Raw genomic sequence first — 18704 nt, 5'->3', positions numbered from 1 at the left:
AAAATATCACTGACATTAAGACTAATGGTACCTTTATCATTCAGAATATTTTTTTAAAACAGTAGCAATTAGGTTTTCAATTACCTTTTCAGGAGAACTGGAAAAGTTCCGGGTCTTCCGGTTGGCAATGATCGCATTCAAACTCAGCGTTTCATGGCCCAGTAATCTCCCCATGGCATAATATCCGGCCGTTTCCATTTCAAAATTAGACAATTCCAGGCCTTGCGGATTTAATCCCGACAACTGATTAAAAATGTCAGGAAATGCAGGACTAAGCCTTACCTTTCTACCTTGCGGTCCAAAAAAACCAGGACAGGTCACGGTTATACCAGACAGCAAGTCTTTAAACTTTGACTGTAAAACAGCCGATCCCTTAACACAATAGGGTGTGAACGGCAAATTCAGACAGGCCTTTACCTGTGAAGAAATTTCGTGTTCCAGTTCCGTTTGTTGAAGGTTGTAAAAAGCCATCAGGCTGTCGAGTCCCAGACCGTAATCGGACACCAGCATACTTCCTTCGGGGATTCGGGCTTGCATGCTGCCGGAGGTACCTACTCGTATGACATTCAATCTTTGGTGCTTGTCCTTTGGAAGTCTTGTCTCAAAATCAACATTAAACAAGGCATCCAGTTCCGTCATAAAAATCTCTACGTTATCCGTGCCCATTCCCGTACTGATTACACTCAGCCTTTTACCTCTATAGCAACCGGTGTGGGTGACGAATTCTCTTTTCTGAACCTTTAATTCTACGGTATCAAAATACCTGGATATCTTTTCAACCCGATCAGGGTCTCCCACGGCTATAACCGTATCTGCCACCTGACCAGGTTTGAGGTTCAGGTGGTAAATGCTTCCATCAGCATTGATGAGGAGTTCCGATTCAGGAATGGGGTTTACCATGCAAAACAGATTTTATTTTCGTTGCATTGGGTTTCTGATAAAATCCTTTATAAGGATTGTAGCCGTTGGTGTTTTTTTGATAATATCCGGTACCATTGTAAGGTCTCTTGTGGGGATGGTCCTTGCATGTTTCAGAGCAAGCTCCTTCCATCTCCCAACCACAGGATTCACAAATGGGCACATGCTCATTACATTCAGGATTAGCGCAGTTGACCATGCGGTCTGAGGCTGTTCCACAAACAAAACATTTGGATACAACTTTTGGGTTGACCTGGTTGACTTCTACGGCAAGGCGGTTATCAAATACATAACATTTACCTTCAAAATCGGCCCCACCAGCCTCCAAACCATACTTGATGATTCCTCCATGTAACTGATATACATCCTTAAATCCCTGTTCCAATAAAAAGGCTGAAGCTTTCTCGCATTTGATTCCCCCGGTACAATAGGTCAGGACTTTCTTTTCCTTGAGGTGCTCCAGCTCCCTGACTTTTTCCGGAAAATCCCGAAAGTTATCAATGTCCAATCTTACCGCATTCTTAAAATGCCCCAACTCATGTTCATAATTGGACCGGACATCAAGGATAACCACATCATCCTCATCCTTTAATGCTTTAAACTCTTCAGGTTCGAGGTGTTTCCCGGTCTTTACCCTGGGGTTGATGTGTTTTAATCCAGAATGGACGATTTCATCTTTTGCCCTTACATTTATTTTTGCAAATGCATGTTCGTGGTGACTGTCAACTTTAAATTCTGTATCTGCAAATCTGGGATCAGCCTTCACATAGGCCATGTATTTTTCACAATCCTCCTTAAGTCCGGAAACCGTCCCATTCAACCCCTCTGAGGAGACGATAATTCTTCCCCGGATATTGTTTTCAATACAAAATAGGTGATGTTCATCCCTGTATGCTTCCAAATCTTCGATTGGTGCATAGCAATAGTACAATAAAATATTATAATCCATAAAACAAGCCCTGTTTCAGGCAGGGTGTAATGTTGACAAATATAAAACTACCAATTGTTACTTTTCAATGACTTTGGCTGGATTGCCAAAAACAGTCTGGTTGGCAGCCACATCGGCAATAACGACTGAACCTGCCCCTATTCTGGCATCCTTTCCAATTTTAATTCCAGCGACCACTGTCACGCCTGAGCCCAGAAATGCACCGTTTTCGATGGTCACGCCGGAATTCACCACTGCTCCTGCCCCTACCTGCACAAAATCCCCCAGGCTGACCTGATGCTCGATGGTGGCATTGGTGTGTAAGATACAATGATTACCGATATCCGCACCAGCTCCGATGGTGACTTTGGCGTTGATGAAATTCCCGTGCCCTATAGCCGCATCTGTAGATATATAAGCCATCCGGTGTAAGGCATTAACGGGCTGCACTTTCCTTTTTTCATTCAGCATCTTCACCACAGACTCCCTGTACCTGGCATCATCAACGGCCACGAAGGCCTCACATTTCTTTCCGATCAATTTAAGAAAACCGTCATCTTCAGGTCCGCCTAATATGACGATATTATTGATTTCCTTTTTGTGCAGACTTTCATCCTCATCCAGAAAACCAAATACCACCAGATCATGACTATTAAAAATTTCCAGAGCCGGATGGGCTATTCCCTTGGCCCCAAATATAATGATGGGTTTCTCCATGATTTTTTATTTAGAAAGGCAAAATTAATGGAAATAACCATCCCATGCAAAGTTCATTTCAGATTAGGCCTCAGCAGATTCTGGCCTATTTTGCAATACAGACACCTTCTTTTGGAACAATAACCATGGTACAGCCCCAACATCCCCTGGCTATCAAAAGCATTCAATGGAGGCCAACCTGCAGTAAGAAAAATATTTGTCAGCCTGTTTTTTTCTTCCGAAACTTCCTGGAGAAAATTAAAGCATTTTTCTTGCCATTCCCCCAAATCCGCATATTGTCCATAGGCATACCATAGCGGTACCACATAGTTTATGGCCAATAAATCCAGGATTCCGGAGCTTAACCCCTCCTTAGCCTTTTGTTTCATGGGTTTGGCAAAATGGTAATGTCGTTGCCAAAAATCACTCACCTGGAAATCAAAAATCTCCCTGAAAGCTAGTCTGGTATCCAGCCCATGCAATACATTTGAAAACAAGTTAGGCGTCTGGTTTAACAAAGCAGCCAATTGGGCAAGTCGCAAGGAAGGAAAATTACTTGGCCTGACTTTCATGAATTTCCATTCGGAACCAAATAATTCGTTTTTTAGCTGGTATTTTTTCCGCAGAAAAGAATAATCGGCCGCAAGATCCTTTCCATAACCTTGTTCCAGATCCAGTGTAGCAGGTAACAAGCCTGCCTGACCAAATATCATGGCCTCAATCCGGGATAAGTCACCTGCATTTTTCTTTATCAGCCTGTAGGGAAGGCTCCTGGCCAGTTTAAGCATGGGATTTGCGTTGGTTTTAAATCCAAAGGCATAAAACAGCCACTGATAAGCAGTCTCTTCCCAATCCTGTTGGTTTTCTTCCAATAAAGTAAGTACCATCCGGCTTTTTTCCTGCAACCTTTCCACCAAAGCTTTCTCCAGCATGGAAAACTTTAAAATGGCCGGGACATCCGCCAATGCTTCTTTACAAAGGAGTTTATTAGGAGAAAATAGCAGCTTTTCATAATTCCTGATCACATCCAGGGGCACCTTACCTGAAAGAGATAAAGTAGGAATTGAAGTACCATCTGCCCTATAAACTTCTTCATCCTGATCCCATACCACATGTAATACTACGCTGTTATAAGCAGGATCACTTTGGTGTTGGTGCACCTTCCAGTCAGAGGCTTTCAAATGAATCTCCACATGGCCATAATTTTTGATGCCTCCAAGGATAACTTCTGCTTCCTTGAAATCAGGCCCTTCGTGGTGATTGTGCCATCCTATCTTTTGAATAGACAAGGGGATTCCTGAGGTAGTTTCCAGTCCCTTTTTATCAAAATATTGGTATTTCCATACCAACTGAAGAAAATCCTCCTGAAATTGAACCATGAAAAATGCATTAAAAAACCCATTTAAGTTACCTATAAAAATAAAAAAGACCAAAAAGTACAGGGATTAATTTCCTTAGCAGTAGGCATTTAGTAATTTTTCCATGGAAGCCTGTAGGGTTTGACACTCTTTTTTTGCCGCCATGCCAAAGTCTTCACCAGCGGATGCGTAAATTATTCCTCTGGAAGAATTGACCAACAAACCACATTGTTCATTCATACCTGCCTTGGCAACTTCTTCCAGGCTACCACCTTGCGCTCCCACTCCCGGGACGAGCAAAAAATGCTCAGGAACTACCTTTCTGACAGCCTCAATGTGGCCAACCTGCGTGGCGCCAACCACATACATCATGTTTTCGGCGCTACCCCATGATTTGCTTTTTTCCAATACCGAAAGGAAAAGCGGTTGGTTTTCCCTATTGGTTATCAGCTGGAAATCCTGACTCCCCTGATTGGAAGTCAGGGCCAGTAATATCGCCCATTTACCTTCAAACCCCAAAAAAGGGGTTACGCTGTCCTCCCCCATATAGGGGGCAATGGTGATGGCATCAAAATTCATTTTTTCAAAAAAAGCCCTGGCATAAAGGTTGGAAGTATTGCCAATATCCCCTCTTTTGGCATCTGCAATGGTAAATACCTCCGCTGGCAGGTACTCCAGGGTTTTTTGCAGGATATCCAAGCCTTCTGCACCCATCGCTTCATAAAAAGCCAGATTGGGTTTATAAGCTACTGCCTGGTCTATGGTGTGGTCAATGATGGTCTTATTGAAAACCAAAACGGGATCCTTTTCTTTTTGAAGGTGTCTCGGTAATTTTTCCAGTACCGGGTCCAGCCCCACACATAAAAAGGATTGTTTTCTTTTGATCTCAGCAAAAATTTCCTTGGATGTCATGGGACAAAAGTAAAGAAAACAATAACAAAAAAAGCAAAACAGGCACCTGGCAGATTACCTGAGGTCAATGATTTCGACATCTTTGTTCTCACTGGTATTAAACACAAAATAATCGTCCATGATACTGATGTTGCTATTCAGGTCCTTAAAGGTATATTTGAATGTTCCTCCTACATCATCCTTGATTTCCCAGGCCAGCAAATCGTTTTTTGATTTATCCACATACAGTTTTATCTTTTCAAATTGGGCATTAGGTTTTTCTGCTATAAGTAATATTTCGTGAACCGGTACCCCGGTCATCACACTGCTGCCTTCCAGATTTGCCTCATACCCTTTTTTGTAGATGCTATAAATATTTGAAGGGGTAAGTTCCTCGGTATCCTCTTCCACATCGTTAATGGTAACTTCCTTGTACTTACTTGATTTTATCAGGGTCCAAACGGTATTTCCATTATTAAATATTTCCTGATCATCGAGGGTAAGTCGGTATTTTTCTCCCTTTACCGTAACCTCCCCGGTATTGGTTTGGATCAAGCCCTCATCTTCTGTGGAGTAGCTGTACTCAAAAATAGCCGAAAAGCCATTTAATTTCTGATAATTGTCGCTCACTTTTTCAAGTATTTCCACGGCTTTCGGATCATTCTGCCCCAGGGACACCTGAATAAAAACGAGGAAAATAAGACTTAAGATGATTGTTGTTTTGCCTTTCATTTTAATACATCAATATATGCTAGAGGTTATTCAATAATTGTTCCAAACTATTTTCATCCTGAACCAACACTTCCCTGGCTTTACTTCCTTCGAATGCTCCGACTATTCCTGCTGCTTCCAACTGGTCAATGATCCTGCCGGCCCGGTTATAGCCCAATTTCAACTTCCTTTGGATCAAAGAAGTACTACCCTGCTGATGCAATACAATTAACCTGGCAGCATCGTCAAATAAAGGATCTCTGTCGGAAAGGTCTATTTCTCCGATTCCTCCGTCTTCCTCTCCTTCAAATTCAGGGAGCAGGTAAGCATCAGGATAGCCGCGCTGGTCTCCAATCCATTCGCATACCGCATCTACTTCCGGGGTATCCAGAAAAGCACATTGCAACCTGATCACATCCGAACCCATGGAAAGCAGCATATCCCCCATGCCTATGAGCTGTTCTGCTCCTCCCGCATCCAAAATTGTACGGCTATCAATTTTACTTGTCACCCGGAAAGACAACCTTGCCGGAAAGTTGGCCTTTATTATACCTGTGATCACATTGACAGAGGGCCGCTGGGTAGCCAACACCAAATGGATACCGATTGCCCTGGCCAATTGCGCCAACCTGGCAATAGGGCCTTCGATTTCTTTACCAGCTGTCATCATCAGGTCAGCAAGCTCATCTATCACCAACACGATATAGGGCATAAACTGATGCCCCTTCTCAGGGTTCAGCTTTCTAGCCACAAATTTAGCGTTGTATTCTTTCAAATTCCTGCATCCAGCGTCCTTGAGCAGGTCATACCGGTTATCCATCTCTATACAAAGCGAATTGAGGGTATAAATCACTTTTTTCGTATCTGTGATGATGGCCTCTTCTGAATTGGGAAGTTTGGCTAAAAAATGTCTCTCAATTTTATTAAAAAGCGTTAATTCTACTTTTTTCGGATCCACAAGGATTAATTTGAGCTGGGAAGGATGTTTCTTATAGATCAATGAAGCCAGGATCATGTTCAGACCCACAGACTTACCCTGGCCAGTTGCACCGGCCATCAGTAAATGTGGCATCTTGGCTAAATCCACTACAAAAACTTCATTGGATATGGTTTTACCCAGAGCTACTGGTAAATCCTTGTCGCTTTTCATGAATTTCTCCGTTCCCAGGACAGACCGGGCAGCTACCAATTCTCTGTTCTTATTGGGCACCTCAATGCCTATGGTACCTTTTCCGGGTATGGGTGCAATGATCCTAATACCCAAGGCCGCCAGACTAAGCGCTATATCATCCTCCAGATTTTTGATTTTACTTATTTTCACTCCCGGGTCTGGAATGATTTCATACAAGGTTACTGTTGGCCCAATGGTAGCTTTTATTTCCTGAATGCCAATCTTAAAATTTACCAGTGTCTCTACTATCTTGTTTTTATTCTCCTCTAGTTCCTGCCTGGTAACCGTCACCTTTTGCTGGTCGTATTCATTCAGAAGGTCTAAAGTAGGATACCTGTAGCTGGGCAAATCCAATGTGGGGTCATAGGGATCCAGGTTCTCCACTGAGTCTGCTGTTTTTTCTTCTACTTTCTGCTCCTGTACAAAAAAACCATCGGCTTTTTCCTCCGGCTCCTCATACTGATCCTGGGTCCTGTCTTCCACATTAAAGGTCGGCTCCTGCGTACTGTCTTTTTTGGATTCGGAAACCTCCTTTTCAGTTAATTTCCAGCTATTGGTAGCGGTTTCCTCATCAGGGCCTTCAGGATTATTTGAACTTTCATCTGGATGCTCGTCCTCATAAGGCAAACTGTTTTCATGGTCCTCTTCGGTCTCATCAACAGAATTTTCTTTCCCGGATGAAAACCAGCTGATTTGGTCCACATTAAAAAATATAACGACAAAGATCAATAGAGATCCGAAAATCAAAATGAATGTTCCCCATCCCAAAAACTCATCTGTAATCAGCGCCAACTCATAGCCAAAGCCTCCACTTAAAAAACCAAGGTAGTGGAATCCATCTATCAAATGTACGGTATAACCTAAGAGAAGCCCTAACCATACCAGAAAGAACAAGGAAAATGCCGCATACCTGGTCAATGATACAGCTGCATTCTTAAAGGAAAGTTTTAAACCCCACAAAAATAAGAAAGGGGGAAAAAGCAGGGCCGCCAGGCCAAACCATCGATAAATCATATAATGAGACATGACCGCTCCAGTGTAACCCAATAAGTTTTGGGTTTCTCCAGCCTTTGTTCGTAAAGGAACTCCTGAATCACTGACCAGGCTTTGATCTGCCTGCCCGGCAAAAAGGTAACTTAGAAATGCCAGAAGCATGAAAATGGCAAACATCATAAAAAAAATGCCAAAGGACAACCCCCATCGCTTGTCCTTAAAAACAGCCCAGGTGAATGTGTTACTGGTTTTTTCCTTTACTTTTGCCGGTGCGGCTTTCTTCTTAAAAGTATTTTTTTTGTACGTATTTGCAGCCATGGTAATTCCTTTCCTCCACTATCGGGGTGTAATTTAACGCTTGCTTTAGAAATAAAAAAGATTTACAATACTCTGGAATTGGCTACCAATCCCATTTTCAATCGTTTGACCATTGCGGGACCCTCATAAATCATACCAGTATATACCTGTACCAGACTGGCCCCGGCTTCTAACTTTTCCATGGCATCTGCCACCGTAAAAATCCCTCCTACTCCAATTACCGGAAAAGCATTCCCGGATTGGCTGGTCAAATAGCGAATAACTTCTGTACTTCTATCTTTCAACACCCTTCCGCTTAGCCCACCTGCTCCGATTTCCCGGACCCGGTCCGGGGAGGTAATCAGACCATCCCTTTGTATGGTGGTATTGGTAGCTATCACGCCATCTATATTGGTTTCTTTTACGATAGCAATGATATCATCCAATTGTGACTTGTTAAGATCGGGTGCAATTTTAAGTAAAATCGGGCGATTTTGGGGATAGTGGTCAGTTGCTGATTTGACTGCCTGTAAAAGCCGCTTCAGAGGCTCCTTTTCCTGCAGTTCCCTTAAATTTGGCGTGTTGGGTGAACTGACATTGATCACAAAATAATCCACATGAGGATGCAGGGCATGCAGGCTGTACAAATAATCATCAATGGCCTGATCATTAGGTGTATCCTTATTCTTACCGATATTTCCACCCACCAATACGCCTGACTTTCTTTTTTTTAATCTTTCTACTGCTGCTATTACCCCTTCATTATTAAAGCCCATCCTGTTGATAAGTGCCTGATCTTTAGGCAAGCGAAACATCCGGGGTTTTGGGTTGCCTTCCTGCGCCTTTGGTGTCAAGGTGCCGATTTCAATAAAACCGAATCCCAGCATGGACATTTCATCGATCAGTTTGGCATCCTTATCAAAGCCTGCTGCCAGGCCAATTGGATTCTTAAATGTTAGGCCAAAAACCTCCCGCTCCAAGCCCTTGTGCTCAAAGGCAAAAGTGGATTTGATTACCGAACTCACTACAGGCAGGTTAAACAGCCTTTTGATCCACCCAAACGTGAAATAATGGGCTGATTCAGGGTTCTTGGTAAACAATAATGGCTTAATCAAATGCTTGTACACGGCTAATTATTTTTGGCTAATCACAAAATTAATCCAATTCTCTGACAATGCCCCGGTCATCAGCCTACAAAATAAGAGATTAAAGCCAGAGGTAGCCCTACAGCCATTTCAGGACAACAGTAAATGGGAAAAGGGAGTCCAGTCCTGAAGGAGCCTAAAAGGAATGTGGAAAATCAGCGGCAACGAAAAATCCTTTTGACCTGGGGTCTGCTTTCGGCCGGCGCAGACCCCAGGTCAAATGAATCAAAAATCCATTGTTTTTAAACCCGAAATTTGCATCAGCCTATCTATTACGATTCCTAATGCATGGTCCGGGTTAAAAGGAAACAGAAGGTGAATTCCTATTCTAACCCAAATTGATCTTTTCCTTTTTCCCGGATTTCACCGCTTTGTAAATGGTATCGATAATAATCAAGTCCTTCAGGCCCTCTTCTCCATCTACCGGCACCTTGGCTGTTTCACCTTCCAGGATAATTTCTGCCATTCGGTCCATTTGCACCGTCTGGTGGGTGATATGAGGTTTATCCAGGGGTCCTTTATGGGTCTTTCCCTTGATGGGACCATACCCGGTAGACGGCTGCATTTCTGCGTATCCCTGTGTTCCATTCAGAAAAAACCTGTCCAGATTCCCCATACTGTAGGTTGATAAGCAGGAAGCCACCACCCCGCTAGGAAATCCAAACTGGAACATGATGGTTTCATCCACCCCTTCTTTAAATTTCACTGGGTCGGTTTTCGTTTCCTGGGCGGTAACCCACTCCGGCTCTTCTCCTACCATATACCTGGCCCCATTGATGGAGTATATACCGATATCCATCATAGCACCCCCTCCAGCCAGGTCCTTGTCCAGTCGCCATTGGGTAGGATCTCCAATTTTAAAGCCGCTCAGGCCCTGAAAAAATTTGACTTCACCGAACTCTCCTGCTTCACGCATACGGATAACTTCCAGGGTATTTCCCTCAAAGTGCATGCGGTACCCTACCAAAAGTTTTACCCCTGCTTTTTTACATGCTGCCACCATTTCTCTACCCTCTTTGGCATTAAGGGCCATGGGTTTTTCACAGATTACGTGCTTTCCTGCAGCTGCTACCCTCAATGTCTGGGGATGATGCAGGGCATTGGGCGTGATGATGTATACTGCATCAATATCCGGGTTATCCTTGATAGCATCAAAGTTTTCATAATTGTAGCAATTCTTTACCGGGATATTGTATTTCGCTTGCCAATCCGTAATTTTGGACGGAGTACCGCTAATTACCCCTACCAATTTTGCTTTTTTACTCTCTTGCATGGCCTCTGCCACCCGGGTGCCATAGCTTCCCAGGCCCATGATGGCAACGCGTAACAGGGTATCCTGATCTGATTTTTGGTTCATTGGATAAATAGGTTTGGTTTCAAAACCGGAAATAAAGGGAATGGACACAGCGGAAAGTGTCAGTTTTTGCAAAAAATTTCTTCTGCTTGACATAGGATTCAAAGGTTATGGTTGTTGTTTCTATTGATCGGTGTACTGCAAGTTATTGGTTTTATCTATAATTGTAAAATTATAATTACCTTCCAGTGAAAATATTACAATCCGGTAATCATGAAGAAAAACATCACTTACCAGCAGGAAAACCAACTATCTATGGCGGAATTCAGGGAAATTCTTGTCGCTTCCACCCTGGGGGAAAGAAGGCCCGTGGACAATACAGCAAGACTGGAAGCCATGCTTCGCCATGCCAACCTCATCATCACTGCGAGAAACGAGGGAAAACTCATTGGGATAGCCAGATCGCTTACTGATACCACTTTTTGCACTTACCTGTCCGATTTAGCCGTACATCAGGAATTTCAAAAGCAAGGGATTGGCAAAACCCTGATCCTTAAAACCAAAGCAGCCTACCCCATGGCCAAGCTTATCCTCCTATCAGCACCTAAAGCCATTGGATTTTATCCAAAAATAGGCATGAGTAAACATGACAACTGTTACTATCTGGAACCCCTTAATAAGCTAACCTGATCCGTTTCAGCCATCCACAAAGAGTAATGCCATGGAAAACCTTCCATAGCACTCGCCACTGAATCAGACCGAACCAGGTGAAGGGAGATCGAACTCTGCTCTCCTAGGGTCATAAAGCAATCGGTTGGCTTCCGTGGATCGTTCTCCCACAAAGTGCTCTGCCTCCCCGTCAAATTCCAACCAGGGACCAACAATATAATTGGCCTGATCTACCGGTACTCCCATGCCATCTCTGGCGATCTCGTGAATTTTCATGAATTCTTCAAACGCCAGTTGGTTATCTCCAAACCGGCCGGCTTTGGCATTGAATGGCACTTGCTCTCCAAGCCTGTAAGAAATATTCATCAAATGGCCCAAGGTACAGCTATAGTGAGCATCGTACATATTGCCATTGGCCATCATGGGATCATTGGCTTTACAGGCCGCAATAAAACTCCCAAATGCACCTCCCGGGGTGATGGCCACAGGTGTCACGGCCACATCCCTCGGTTGGCTCCCATTATGCGATTGGTATTCTCCTCCTTCCATCAACCTGCCACCATCTTCAAAATAAAAACGATTGGTCACCTCCCTTTGGTAGCCTTCATGATTCACATTTCGAACATTAAAAAAAACATATTGCCCGTTGGCAAACTCGGCCAGGGCAAACATGGTATTTGGTGTTTCTCCCTGATCATCCCAGCGGAACCTGCCCCCCAAAGCCATGACCCTTTTGGGATGGGTGTTTGCCACCTCATCGTCCAGGGCCCAATAAGCCACATCCAGTTGGTGTGTCCCCTGGTTATTCAATTCTCCATTACCCACCTGCCAAAACCAATGCCAGTTATAGTGAACCAGATTTTCATGGTACCCATCAATGATTGATGGTCCCTTCCACAAATTCCAGTCCAGGTGTTCCGGGGGATTGGTGACCGGGCTGTATCCTATTCCCTCCCTTGGTTTGCAGGCAAATCCATGAGAAACCTTCATTTTTCCATATTTTCCTGATTTAATGGCGCCGATTTGCTCAGACCAGTTTCCACTGCTACGCCTTTGGGTACCATGCTGGACTACTATTCCATATTTTTGTGCAGCAGCCAGTGCAATCCTTCCCTCATGCACATCATGGCTGGCAGGCTTTTCCACATAACAATGTTTACCCGCCTGAGCTGCCCAGACGACCATCAATGAATGCCAGTTATTGGGAGTAGCCACACTGATGGCATCTATGCTTTTGTCCTCCAAAACCTTTCGCACATCCTTCTCCCCCTTAACTTTATTGCTTTTGGTGTCACCATCCCGGAGCCCCTGCACCCGCTCTCCCAAAACACGACTATCTGGATCTACCAGGTATGCAATCTCGGAATCCTTGTGTTCTGAAAATTCCCTGATATGGGTTTTTCCCCTGCCATTGACACCGCAAACTGCTATTCTGAGCCGTTCATTGGCTCCCATTATTGCTCCATAAGATTTGGCACTGAAGCCCATGGCTCCAATGGTCAGGCCCCCGGCACCAAAAATGGATTTCTTGATAAACTCCCTTCTTTCTTTCATTTTTTGGGTTTATTTAAAGGATAAATTAAATTAGTAACCTTATAAATAAAAGAAAATACTTTTTATATATCAAATATTATTTCTTCCTATTGGTAACAAGCTGTCTGAACGGTACCTTAACTTTAGCATTAATTTCCTCCAGTATCGATTTTTGAAAAAAATTTGATTGAAAGGATCTCTGAATAAAAAACAATTAATTTGGTGGGACGCAAAGTCGAAATAATAGATTCCGTTTGATTTCTATTTTCAAGGGAGCATTAAAATACACCTTTCCAAACATTGGATGGAACTCATAAATAACCTTCACAAACCTGTTGGGGGATTAGAAACAATCAGCCAATTTGCCTGACCAAAAAATGATGAAGACAAAAACAATTATGAGGCCTTGAGTAAAGTGTTAATCAATTCAGAAGGCGTCTGAATATGCGCTACCTTTTCCTCCTCCACCTCCCTTTTGAGTTCATACTCCAACTCAAAAATCAGCCCGGCAACAAAAATTTTATCCATTCTCAAATCATTGTAAAAGTTAGCGGCTTTCTTTTTGCCTGTAAGTGGAATGCCATATGACTGAAACACCCCAATTGCTTTGCGCATTGCTGTGATATTCTTCATTTTTCCTAAATTGATTTTAACTCAAACTTAAGACGATATAGGTTATGGATTTGTTGTGAGAAGAATAGAATTTTTTAATTAAAATTTGTTAACTACGGCCAGTTAAATGGTCAGGCACAATAAAATTTTAAAAAGATGGATGGGTTCCTTACTTGATACGTCTTCCCTTTTTTCCCAATAGGCTTATATGTTTCGGAGAACCTATCACTTGTGAACCATAAATCCCGGAATGGCCACTAAAAAGATAAGCCAATACGCAAGCCAGCGCAATGTATATTCCTGGTGCTATCCCAAAAAGCTCCAGTCCCATTAATATGCAAGCTAGAGGGGTGTTTGTCGCACCGGAAAACACCCCAACAAAGCCCATACCTGCCAATAAAGCCACCGGCAAGGGTATCCATTCAGCCAAAGCATTGCCTAGTGTAGCCCCTACATAAAACAGTGGGGTTACTTCACCTCCTTTGAACCCGGCTCCCAGCGTGAGGGATGTCTTGGCGGTTTTGATTAAAAAATCATACCAGGGCAAATCTTCCGAAAAAGCATCCACAATGGTTGGAATGCCCAAACCGATATATTTTGTTTCTCCCATGAGAAAAACCGAAGCTGCAATTATTACCCCTCCCACTAAAGGCCTGAATGGGGGATAAGAAATTTTCCTGGAAAAAATCCCGGACCAGAAGTGAGTAGATAAAGCAAAAAGCCTGCCTGCGAGACCAAAACAAATACCGGCTGGAATAATCCATAGTAAAAGCATAAGGTCCAATTGTGGCACTAAAGGAATGCTATAATGGGTATGATGGACGGCCCAAAGATCTGCACAGGCATGATCAGCAATAACAGCCGCTAAAAAAGCCGGCAAAATAGCCTCATACCGCAACCTGCCTATCACTAACCATTCCAAAGCAAATACTGCCCCCGCCAGCGGAGTGCCAAATACAGAAGCAAAGCCTGCTGCCACACCAATGGTAATAATGGTTCTTCTATCGGTATGGGGAAGCTTAAACCATTTCGTAAATTGGTCCGCAATGGCGCCCCCCATCTGCACGGCCGTTCCCTCTCGCCCTGCAGATCCTCCAAACAAATGGGTCATTACCGTGCCGAAAAGTACCAATGGTGCCATTCTCAGGGGAATGATTTTTAAGGGATTATAAAACTCTTCCAACAATTGGTTGTTTCCCTTTACTACCGAGCTCCCATACCGGTGATAAACCCATCCGATAATGAATCCGCCCAGGGGAAGGAAAAATATCATGTACAGGTTGGCTTCCCTGAATTGGGTGGCCCAATCCAGGCTGATCAAAAAAACAGCTGATGCAGAACCTACCAATAAACCAATAACGATGGTGAAAAGGAGCCATCGAATGGAGTAGCTGATGTTGGGAACAAACTCCCGAAATATAAATTTTCTTAGGGGCAAAAAAAACCTGGTCCTCTTCAACATGAAGGTAATTTTTAAACATTCATCATAAAATAAACCTGAAGCTCAGGCCGGAAGTTGAAGCAGGAGTCATCAGCTGAACAAATGCAGCGGTTAAAATCTGAAATCCCGATAAAATCGGGGTATTCAGGAATTTTGGTGGAACCCCATCACCATAGCCAACAAATGTAAGCAAACAAATTTATTTTTTCTGATAGAAAAGCAGATAAAGCATGGTTGAGACGAGCCAATCGGAGTTTATTCAAAAAAGCAGCTCAAAGTCAGCTGTCCTAAAAGCCTGTTGTTTGCCGGACAAAAGCTCAGATGGAATGCTTTTTGATAGGGAATGCAATTAGGTCACTTATACTATACAGGAAGGGATAAAATGCAAAAAATACTGATTACAGGAGGTTCAGGGTTAATTGGAAAATCCATTACCCGATTGCTGGAGCGGCAAGGCAAGGAGGTAGCATGGCTGAGTAGAAATCCGGAGAAATACACACAAAAAGCCTATTATTGGGATCCTGCAGCCTATAAAATTGACCAGGAGTCTCTCTATTGGGCAGAAGGCATCATTCACCTTGCAGGAGAGGGTGTGGCTGACAAGCGTTGGACGGAAGCCAGGAAAAATGAAATTTTGGAAAGCCGTATCAAAAGCAGCCGGTTGCTATTTGAAGAACTTGAAAAAGTAAAGGATAAACCCAAAGCTTTTGTGAGTTCAAGTGCTGTTGGCTACTATGGCTTTGATACAGGCGACAAACTGATCTATGAGGGTGAGCCTCCGGGTAAAGATTTTCTTGCCCAGGTAGTGCAGGACTGGGAGTCGGAAATTGAAAAAATTCAGTTGACAAAAATCAGAACAGTGATTTTCAGGACTGGCATAGTCCTGGCAAAAGACGGAGGAGCCTTAAAAGAAATGCTCAAACCACCAGTCGCTGCTCCTCTTGGCTCAGGTAAGCAATACATGAGTTGGATACATATAGAGGATCTGTCCAGGATGTTTATTTTTGCCCTGGAAAATCACGGACTCTCCGGCATTTACAACGCAGTAGGCCCTGTACCTGTGACCAATAGCGTCCTTACCGAGCGGGCAGCAAGTTTCAAAGGCAAACCTTTTGTTAAAATAGGCGTACCTGCTTTTGCGCTCAAGCTTTTACTGGGAGAAATGGCGCAAATGGTGTTGGGGGGAAACCGGGTAAGCTCTGAAAAAATAGAAGGTACAGGGTTTAAGTATACCTATGGCGATCTTAATCAGGCACTGCAACAGATTTTTCGCTAGTTTTGATAAGTGGTTGTTCCATTCCTAAATTAACTTTATACTTTCATTGATCATTGTGACCATACAATGACTTGAGTAATTAAATCCTACAAGTATGAAAATCAAATTGCTAAGCAGCTTTTTTTTGATGATAGTTTTTGCGGCAGAGGCTCAGGAAGTAAATCTGGATTACTACCTGCCGGGAGGTTTCACCTATGAGGCAAATATTCCCGAGCCTTCCTCTTTTTTGGGTTTTGAGGTTGGGGAATGGCATGCCAACCATTCCCAGGTGGTCCAATACTACACGGCAATTGCAGCCAGTTCTCCACGCGCTACATTGATAAATTACGGGTCCACCTATGAAAAGCGCCCCCTAATAATGTTGGCCGTTTCTTCTCCCGAAAACATCCAAAACCTGGAAAACATAAAAGACCAAAGAGCGGCATTGAGAAATTCAAATGCTTCGCCAGAAAATACGCCTGTGGTCATGTATATGGGCCATTCCGTTCATGGAAATGAACCATCCGGGGTCAATGCCTCCCTTCTTTCCGCCTATCATTTTACGGCAGCCATAGAGCTGGAGGAAGACTTGGAAAACATGGTTCTATTAATTGATCCTGCCATTAACCCAGATGGCATCAATCGCTTTGCTTCCTGGGTAAATAGCCACAAAAGCTACGTTCCCAGCGGAGACCGCAACAACAGGGAACTCAATGAAGCCTGGCCAAGAGGGAGGACCAATCATTATTGGTTCGATTTAAACCGGGATTGGTTACCTGCTCAGCATCCGGAATCTCGTGGCAGATTAGGTCAGCTTCAGGAATGGCTCCCCAACATTGTGTTGGATTTTCACGAGATGGGTACAGACAATACTTTCTTTTTTCAGCCTGGTATACCCAGCCGGAACAATCCCCTAACCCCGGAAAAAAACTTTGAACTAACCGAGAAAATAGCGCAATACCATGCCAGTTATTTAGATAAAATTGGCTCTCTTTATTATTCAAGGGAAAGTTTTGATGACTACTATTATGGCAAAGGGTCAACCTACCCGGATATTCAAGGTGCGGTAGGGATCTTATTTGAACAAGCATCCTCCAGGGGTCACCTGCAGGAAAATGCGTTTGGCGAAATTTCATTTCCCTTTACGATTAAAAACCAATTTACCACCGCCCTTTCTTCCTTTGAAGCTGCCCGGGACATGAGACAAGAGCTGAACCAATACATGGTTGATTTTTATCAGGAGTCGATGCAAGCCTACAATGAAGACGATGATAAGGCTTATATCTTCGGTGCGGAAGAAGATTACGGCAGGACCTATCATTTTGCTGACATCCTTTTACAGCATGACATTCAGCTATACAGCCTGGAAGAAGATGTCAACCTCAATGGGGTTCCTTTTCAATCCGGAAAATCCTTCATCGTTCCATTGGATCAGCCCCAGTATAAGTTGATCAAAACCATGTTTGAAACGAGAACAACGTTTACAGACAGTCTTTTTTATGACGTATCTACCTGGAACATGCCCATGGCTTTCAATTTGGAATTCATGGCACTTAGCAGCAAAATCCTCAACCTGGCTAAGGTGGAGGATGTGAGCGAAGGGCTTACTTTTAAGGAAGGGAAGGTTTTGGGAGCTGAAGGGGCTTACAGTTACGCCTTTGAATGGCAGGAATATTACAGCCCCAGGGCTTTGTATCAGTTGATGGACAAAGGTTACCAACTCAGGGTAGCCCATAAACCTTTCCAAAATCAACTTGGTAAGGTATTTACCCGGGGCACCATCCTGGTAGAAAAAGGCAAGTCAAACAAAAGCGATGCGGCCTTTTATGATGACCTCAATGAGGTGGCACGGGCTACCGGAATTACCATTCATGCCCTGACCACCGGATATACTTCAGGCATAAACCTGGGATCACCAAGTATTGATGTATTGAAAAAGCCTTCCATTGCACTTTTGGTAGATGATGGGCTGAGCAGTAGTGATGCAGGAGAGATCTGGCACCTGTTTGACCAGCGGATGAACATTCCGATAACCCTGATCTCTGCCAGCAGGCTTTCCTCTGCTGACCTTAACCGTTACACGGTCATTATTTTGCCGGCAGGAAACTACGGTACCGTAGGCCAGAATGGAGTAGATCAATTAAACACCTGGATTACAAAAGGAGGTACCCTTATTGCTCGTGGCTCGGCGATGAACTGGTTGGACAGACAGGAACTTGCCTCCTTTAAATTTGAATCTCAGGAGGATTCCTCAGCGGCTATCCAAAAACAATATGCTGACATGGATAATGAACGTGGCGCAAAAGTAACCGGTGGAGCCATTTTCAAAGCAAAATTAGACATTACCCATCCCGTGGCCTATGGCTATCCTTCATCCGAAATCCATGTCTTCAAATCAGGAAATCAATTCCTCAAACCAGCAAAGAATCCTTATGCCAACCCCATGATTTACACAGAGGACCCACTGGCCAGTGGGTACGTTCATCCTGATAATTTGGAACTGATAAAAAACAAGGGGGTCATTCAGGTTTCAGGCAAAGGTAGCGGGAGAACCATCGGCTTTGTGGATAATCCAAATTTCAGGGCCTTTTGGTTTGGAACCAATAAACTTTTTCTGAATGCCGTATTTTTTGGACAAACCATAAGCGGTGCTGCTACAAGATAAAGAATGGAGGAGGGCTTAACAGCTCTCCTCCTTCATTTTTATACGTTGAAAATACATTTTCTACCCTGGAAACGGTATCTAAATTTTTATTTTTTATAAGCTGCTTTATAATTCCATGTAGTTTTGC

Annotated in this window: 15 protein-coding genes and 1 riboswitch; of the genes, 3 read left to right on the top strand and 12 right to left on the bottom strand. The window is 43.5% G+C overall.

Annotation, left to right across the window (positions count from 1 at the left end; translation table 11 throughout):
* Positions 1 to 36: 36 nt before the first annotated feature.
* The 9 genes from GL182_RS23490 to GL182_RS23450 all read right to left on the bottom strand — a co-directional run bounded on the left by GL182_RS23490 (position 37) and on the right by GL182_RS23450 (position 10558).
* On the bottom strand, positions 37 to 900 hold the full coding sequence (locus GL182_RS23490; RefSeq protein ID WP_163382398.1) for a nucleoside phosphorylase: 864 nt from the start codon (positions 898 to 900) through the stop codon (positions 37 to 39).
* Positions 881 to 1867 carry a rhodanese-related sulfurtransferase gene (locus GL182_RS23485; protein WP_163382396.1) on the bottom strand — a complete coding sequence of 329 codons (987 nt, stop codon included), beginning with the start codon at positions 1865 to 1867 and terminating at the stop codon, positions 881 to 883. Before GL182_RS23485 ends, GL182_RS23490 begins: the two co-directional genes overlap by 20 nt.
* A 57-nt stretch (positions 1868 to 1924) precedes the next feature.
* Entirely contained in the window at positions 1925 to 2563 is a 639-nt protein-coding gene (locus GL182_RS23480; RefSeq protein WP_163382394.1) for an acetyltransferase, read from the bottom strand.
* 53 nt (positions 2564 to 2616) lie between these two features.
* Positions 2617 to 3921: a DUF2851 family protein gene (locus tag GL182_RS23475; RefSeq protein ID WP_163382392.1), complete on the bottom strand. Its 1305-nt coding sequence runs from the start codon at positions 3919 to 3921 to the stop codon at positions 2617 to 2619.
* 75 nt (positions 3922 to 3996) lie between these two features.
* Positions 3997 to 4812 (bottom strand): orotidine-5'-phosphate decarboxylase, encoded by an 816-nt coding sequence (gene pyrF / locus GL182_RS23470; protein WP_163382390.1) that lies wholly within the window; start codon positions 4810 to 4812, stop codon positions 3997 to 3999.
* A 54-nt stretch (positions 4813 to 4866) separates the two neighbouring features.
* Positions 4867 to 5523 (bottom strand): LolA family protein, encoded by a 657-nt coding sequence (locus tag GL182_RS23465; RefSeq protein ID WP_163382387.1) that lies wholly within the window; start codon positions 5521 to 5523, stop codon positions 4867 to 4869.
* 19 nt (positions 5524 to 5542) lie between these two features.
* On the bottom strand, positions 5543 to 7984 hold the full coding sequence (locus tag GL182_RS23460) for an FtsK/SpoIIIE family DNA translocase (protein ID WP_163382385.1): 2442 nt from the start codon (positions 7982 to 7984) through the stop codon (positions 5543 to 5545).
* Positions 7985 to 8046: 62 nt separating this feature from the next.
* Positions 8047 to 9090, bottom strand: coding sequence for a quinone-dependent dihydroorotate dehydrogenase (locus GL182_RS23455; protein WP_163382383.1), 1044 nt, complete (start codon positions 9088 to 9090; stop codon positions 8047 to 8049).
* 346 nt (positions 9091 to 9436) lie between these two features.
* Entirely contained in the window at positions 9437 to 10558 is a 1122-nt protein-coding gene (locus tag GL182_RS23450; RefSeq protein ID WP_163382381.1) for a Gfo/Idh/MocA family protein, read from the bottom strand.
* 117 nt (positions 10559 to 10675) lie between these two features.
* Between GL182_RS23450 and GL182_RS23445 the strand changes: the two genes are divergently transcribed.
* Positions 10676 to 11092 (top strand): GNAT family N-acetyltransferase, encoded by a 417-nt coding sequence (locus GL182_RS23445; RefSeq protein ID WP_163382379.1) that lies wholly within the window; start codon positions 10676 to 10678, stop codon positions 11090 to 11092.
* A 63-nt stretch (positions 11093 to 11155) separates the two neighbouring features.
* Here GL182_RS23445 and GL182_RS23440 read toward each other — a convergent pair whose 3' ends face one another.
* The 3 genes from GL182_RS23440 to GL182_RS23430 all read right to left on the bottom strand — a co-directional run bounded on the left by GL182_RS23440 (position 11156) and on the right by GL182_RS23430 (position 14678).
* Complete coding sequence (locus GL182_RS23440; protein WP_163382377.1) at positions 11156 to 12625, bottom strand: Gfo/Idh/MocA family protein; 1470 nt, start codon at positions 12623 to 12625, stop codon at positions 11156 to 11158.
* A gap of 375 nt (positions 12626 to 13000) precedes the next feature.
* A complete protein-coding gene (locus GL182_RS23435; RefSeq protein ID WP_163382374.1) occupies positions 13001 to 13237 on the bottom strand; it encodes an acyl carrier protein in 237 nt (78 codons plus the stop codon).
* A gap of 148 nt (positions 13238 to 13385) precedes the next feature.
* Complete coding sequence (locus GL182_RS23430; RefSeq protein ID WP_163382372.1) at positions 13386 to 14678, bottom strand: voltage-gated chloride channel family protein; 1293 nt, start codon at positions 14676 to 14678, stop codon at positions 13386 to 13388.
* Positions 14679 to 14731: 53 nt separating this feature from the next.
* Positions 14732 to 14838, bottom strand: a riboswitch (Fluoride riboswitch).
* Between the two features lie 201 nt (positions 14839 to 15039).
* Between GL182_RS23430 and GL182_RS23425 the strand changes: the two genes are divergently transcribed.
* Together GL182_RS23425 and GL182_RS23420 are read left to right on the top strand one after the other, a co-directional pair.
* The gene (locus tag GL182_RS23425; protein ID WP_163382370.1) at positions 15040 to 15933 is read left to right on the top strand and encodes a TIGR01777 family oxidoreductase; all 894 of its coding nucleotides are present in this window, start codon (positions 15040 to 15042) and stop codon (positions 15931 to 15933) included.
* A gap of 94 nt (positions 15934 to 16027) precedes the next feature.
* Positions 16028 to 18577: a M14 family metallopeptidase gene (locus GL182_RS23420; RefSeq protein WP_163382368.1), complete on the top strand. Its 2550-nt coding sequence runs from the start codon at positions 16028 to 16030 to the stop codon at positions 18575 to 18577.
* The last annotated feature ends 127 nt before the right edge of the window (positions 18578 to 18704 follow it).

The sequence above is a fragment of the Cyclobacterium sp. SYSU L10401 genome, from assembly GCF_010993705.1.
Lineage (GTDB): Bacteria > Bacteroidota > Bacteroidia > Cytophagales > Cyclobacteriaceae > Cyclobacterium.
Note: the sequence above shows the minus strand (reverse complement) of the source record. Positions and strands in the feature narration are given on the sequence as shown.

Excerpts from the sequence above, each read along its gene's own strand:
- GL182_RS23480 (WP_163382394.1), bottom strand. The coding sequence starts at position 2,563 with ATGGAGAAACCCATCATTATATTTGGGGCCAAGGGAATAGCCCATCCG.
- GL182_RS23420 (WP_163382368.1), top strand. The coding sequence starts at position 16,028 with ATGAAAATCAAATTGCTAAGCAGCTTTTTTTTGATGATAGTTTTTGCG.
- GL182_RS23465 (WP_163382387.1), bottom strand. The coding sequence starts at position 5,523 with ATGAAAGGCAAAACAACAATCATCTTAAGTCTTATTTTCCTCGTTTTT.
- GL182_RS23425 (WP_163382370.1), top strand. The coding sequence starts at position 15,040 with ATGCAAAAAATACTGATTACAGGAGGTTCAGGGTTAATTGGAAAATCC.
- GL182_RS23490 (WP_163382398.1), bottom strand. The coding sequence starts at position 900 with ATGGTAAACCCCATTCCTGAATCGGAACTCCTCATCAATGCTGATGGA.
- GL182_RS23440 (WP_163382377.1), bottom strand. The coding sequence starts at position 12,625 with ATGAAAGAAAGAAGGGAGTTTATCAAGAAATCCATTTTTGGTGCCGGG.
- GL182_RS23435 (WP_163382374.1), bottom strand. The coding sequence starts at position 13,237 with ATGAAGAATATCACAGCAATGCGCAAAGCAATTGGGGTGTTTCAGTCA.
- GL182_RS23475 (WP_163382392.1), bottom strand. The coding sequence starts at position 3,921 with ATGGTTCAATTTCAGGAGGATTTTCTTCAGTTGGTATGGAAATACCAA.
- GL182_RS23445 (WP_163382379.1), top strand. The coding sequence starts at position 10,676 with ATGAAGAAAAACATCACTTACCAGCAGGAAAACCAACTATCTATGGCG.
- GL182_RS23430 (WP_163382372.1), bottom strand. The coding sequence starts at position 14,678 with ATGTTGAAGAGGACCAGGTTTTTTTTGCCCCTAAGAAAATTTATATTT.
- GL182_RS23485 (WP_163382396.1), bottom strand. The coding sequence starts at position 1,867 with ATGGATTATAATATTTTATTGTACTATTGCTATGCACCAATCGAAGAT.
- GL182_RS23460 (WP_163382385.1), bottom strand. The coding sequence starts at position 7,984 with ATGGCTGCAAATACGTACAAAAAAAATACTTTTAAGAAGAAAGCCGCA.
- GL182_RS23450 (WP_163382381.1), bottom strand. The coding sequence starts at position 10,558 with ATGTCAAGCAGAAGAAATTTTTTGCAAAAACTGACACTTTCCGCTGTG.
- pyrF (WP_163382390.1), bottom strand. The coding sequence starts at position 4,812 with ATGACATCCAAGGAAATTTTTGCTGAGATCAAAAGAAAACAATCCTTT.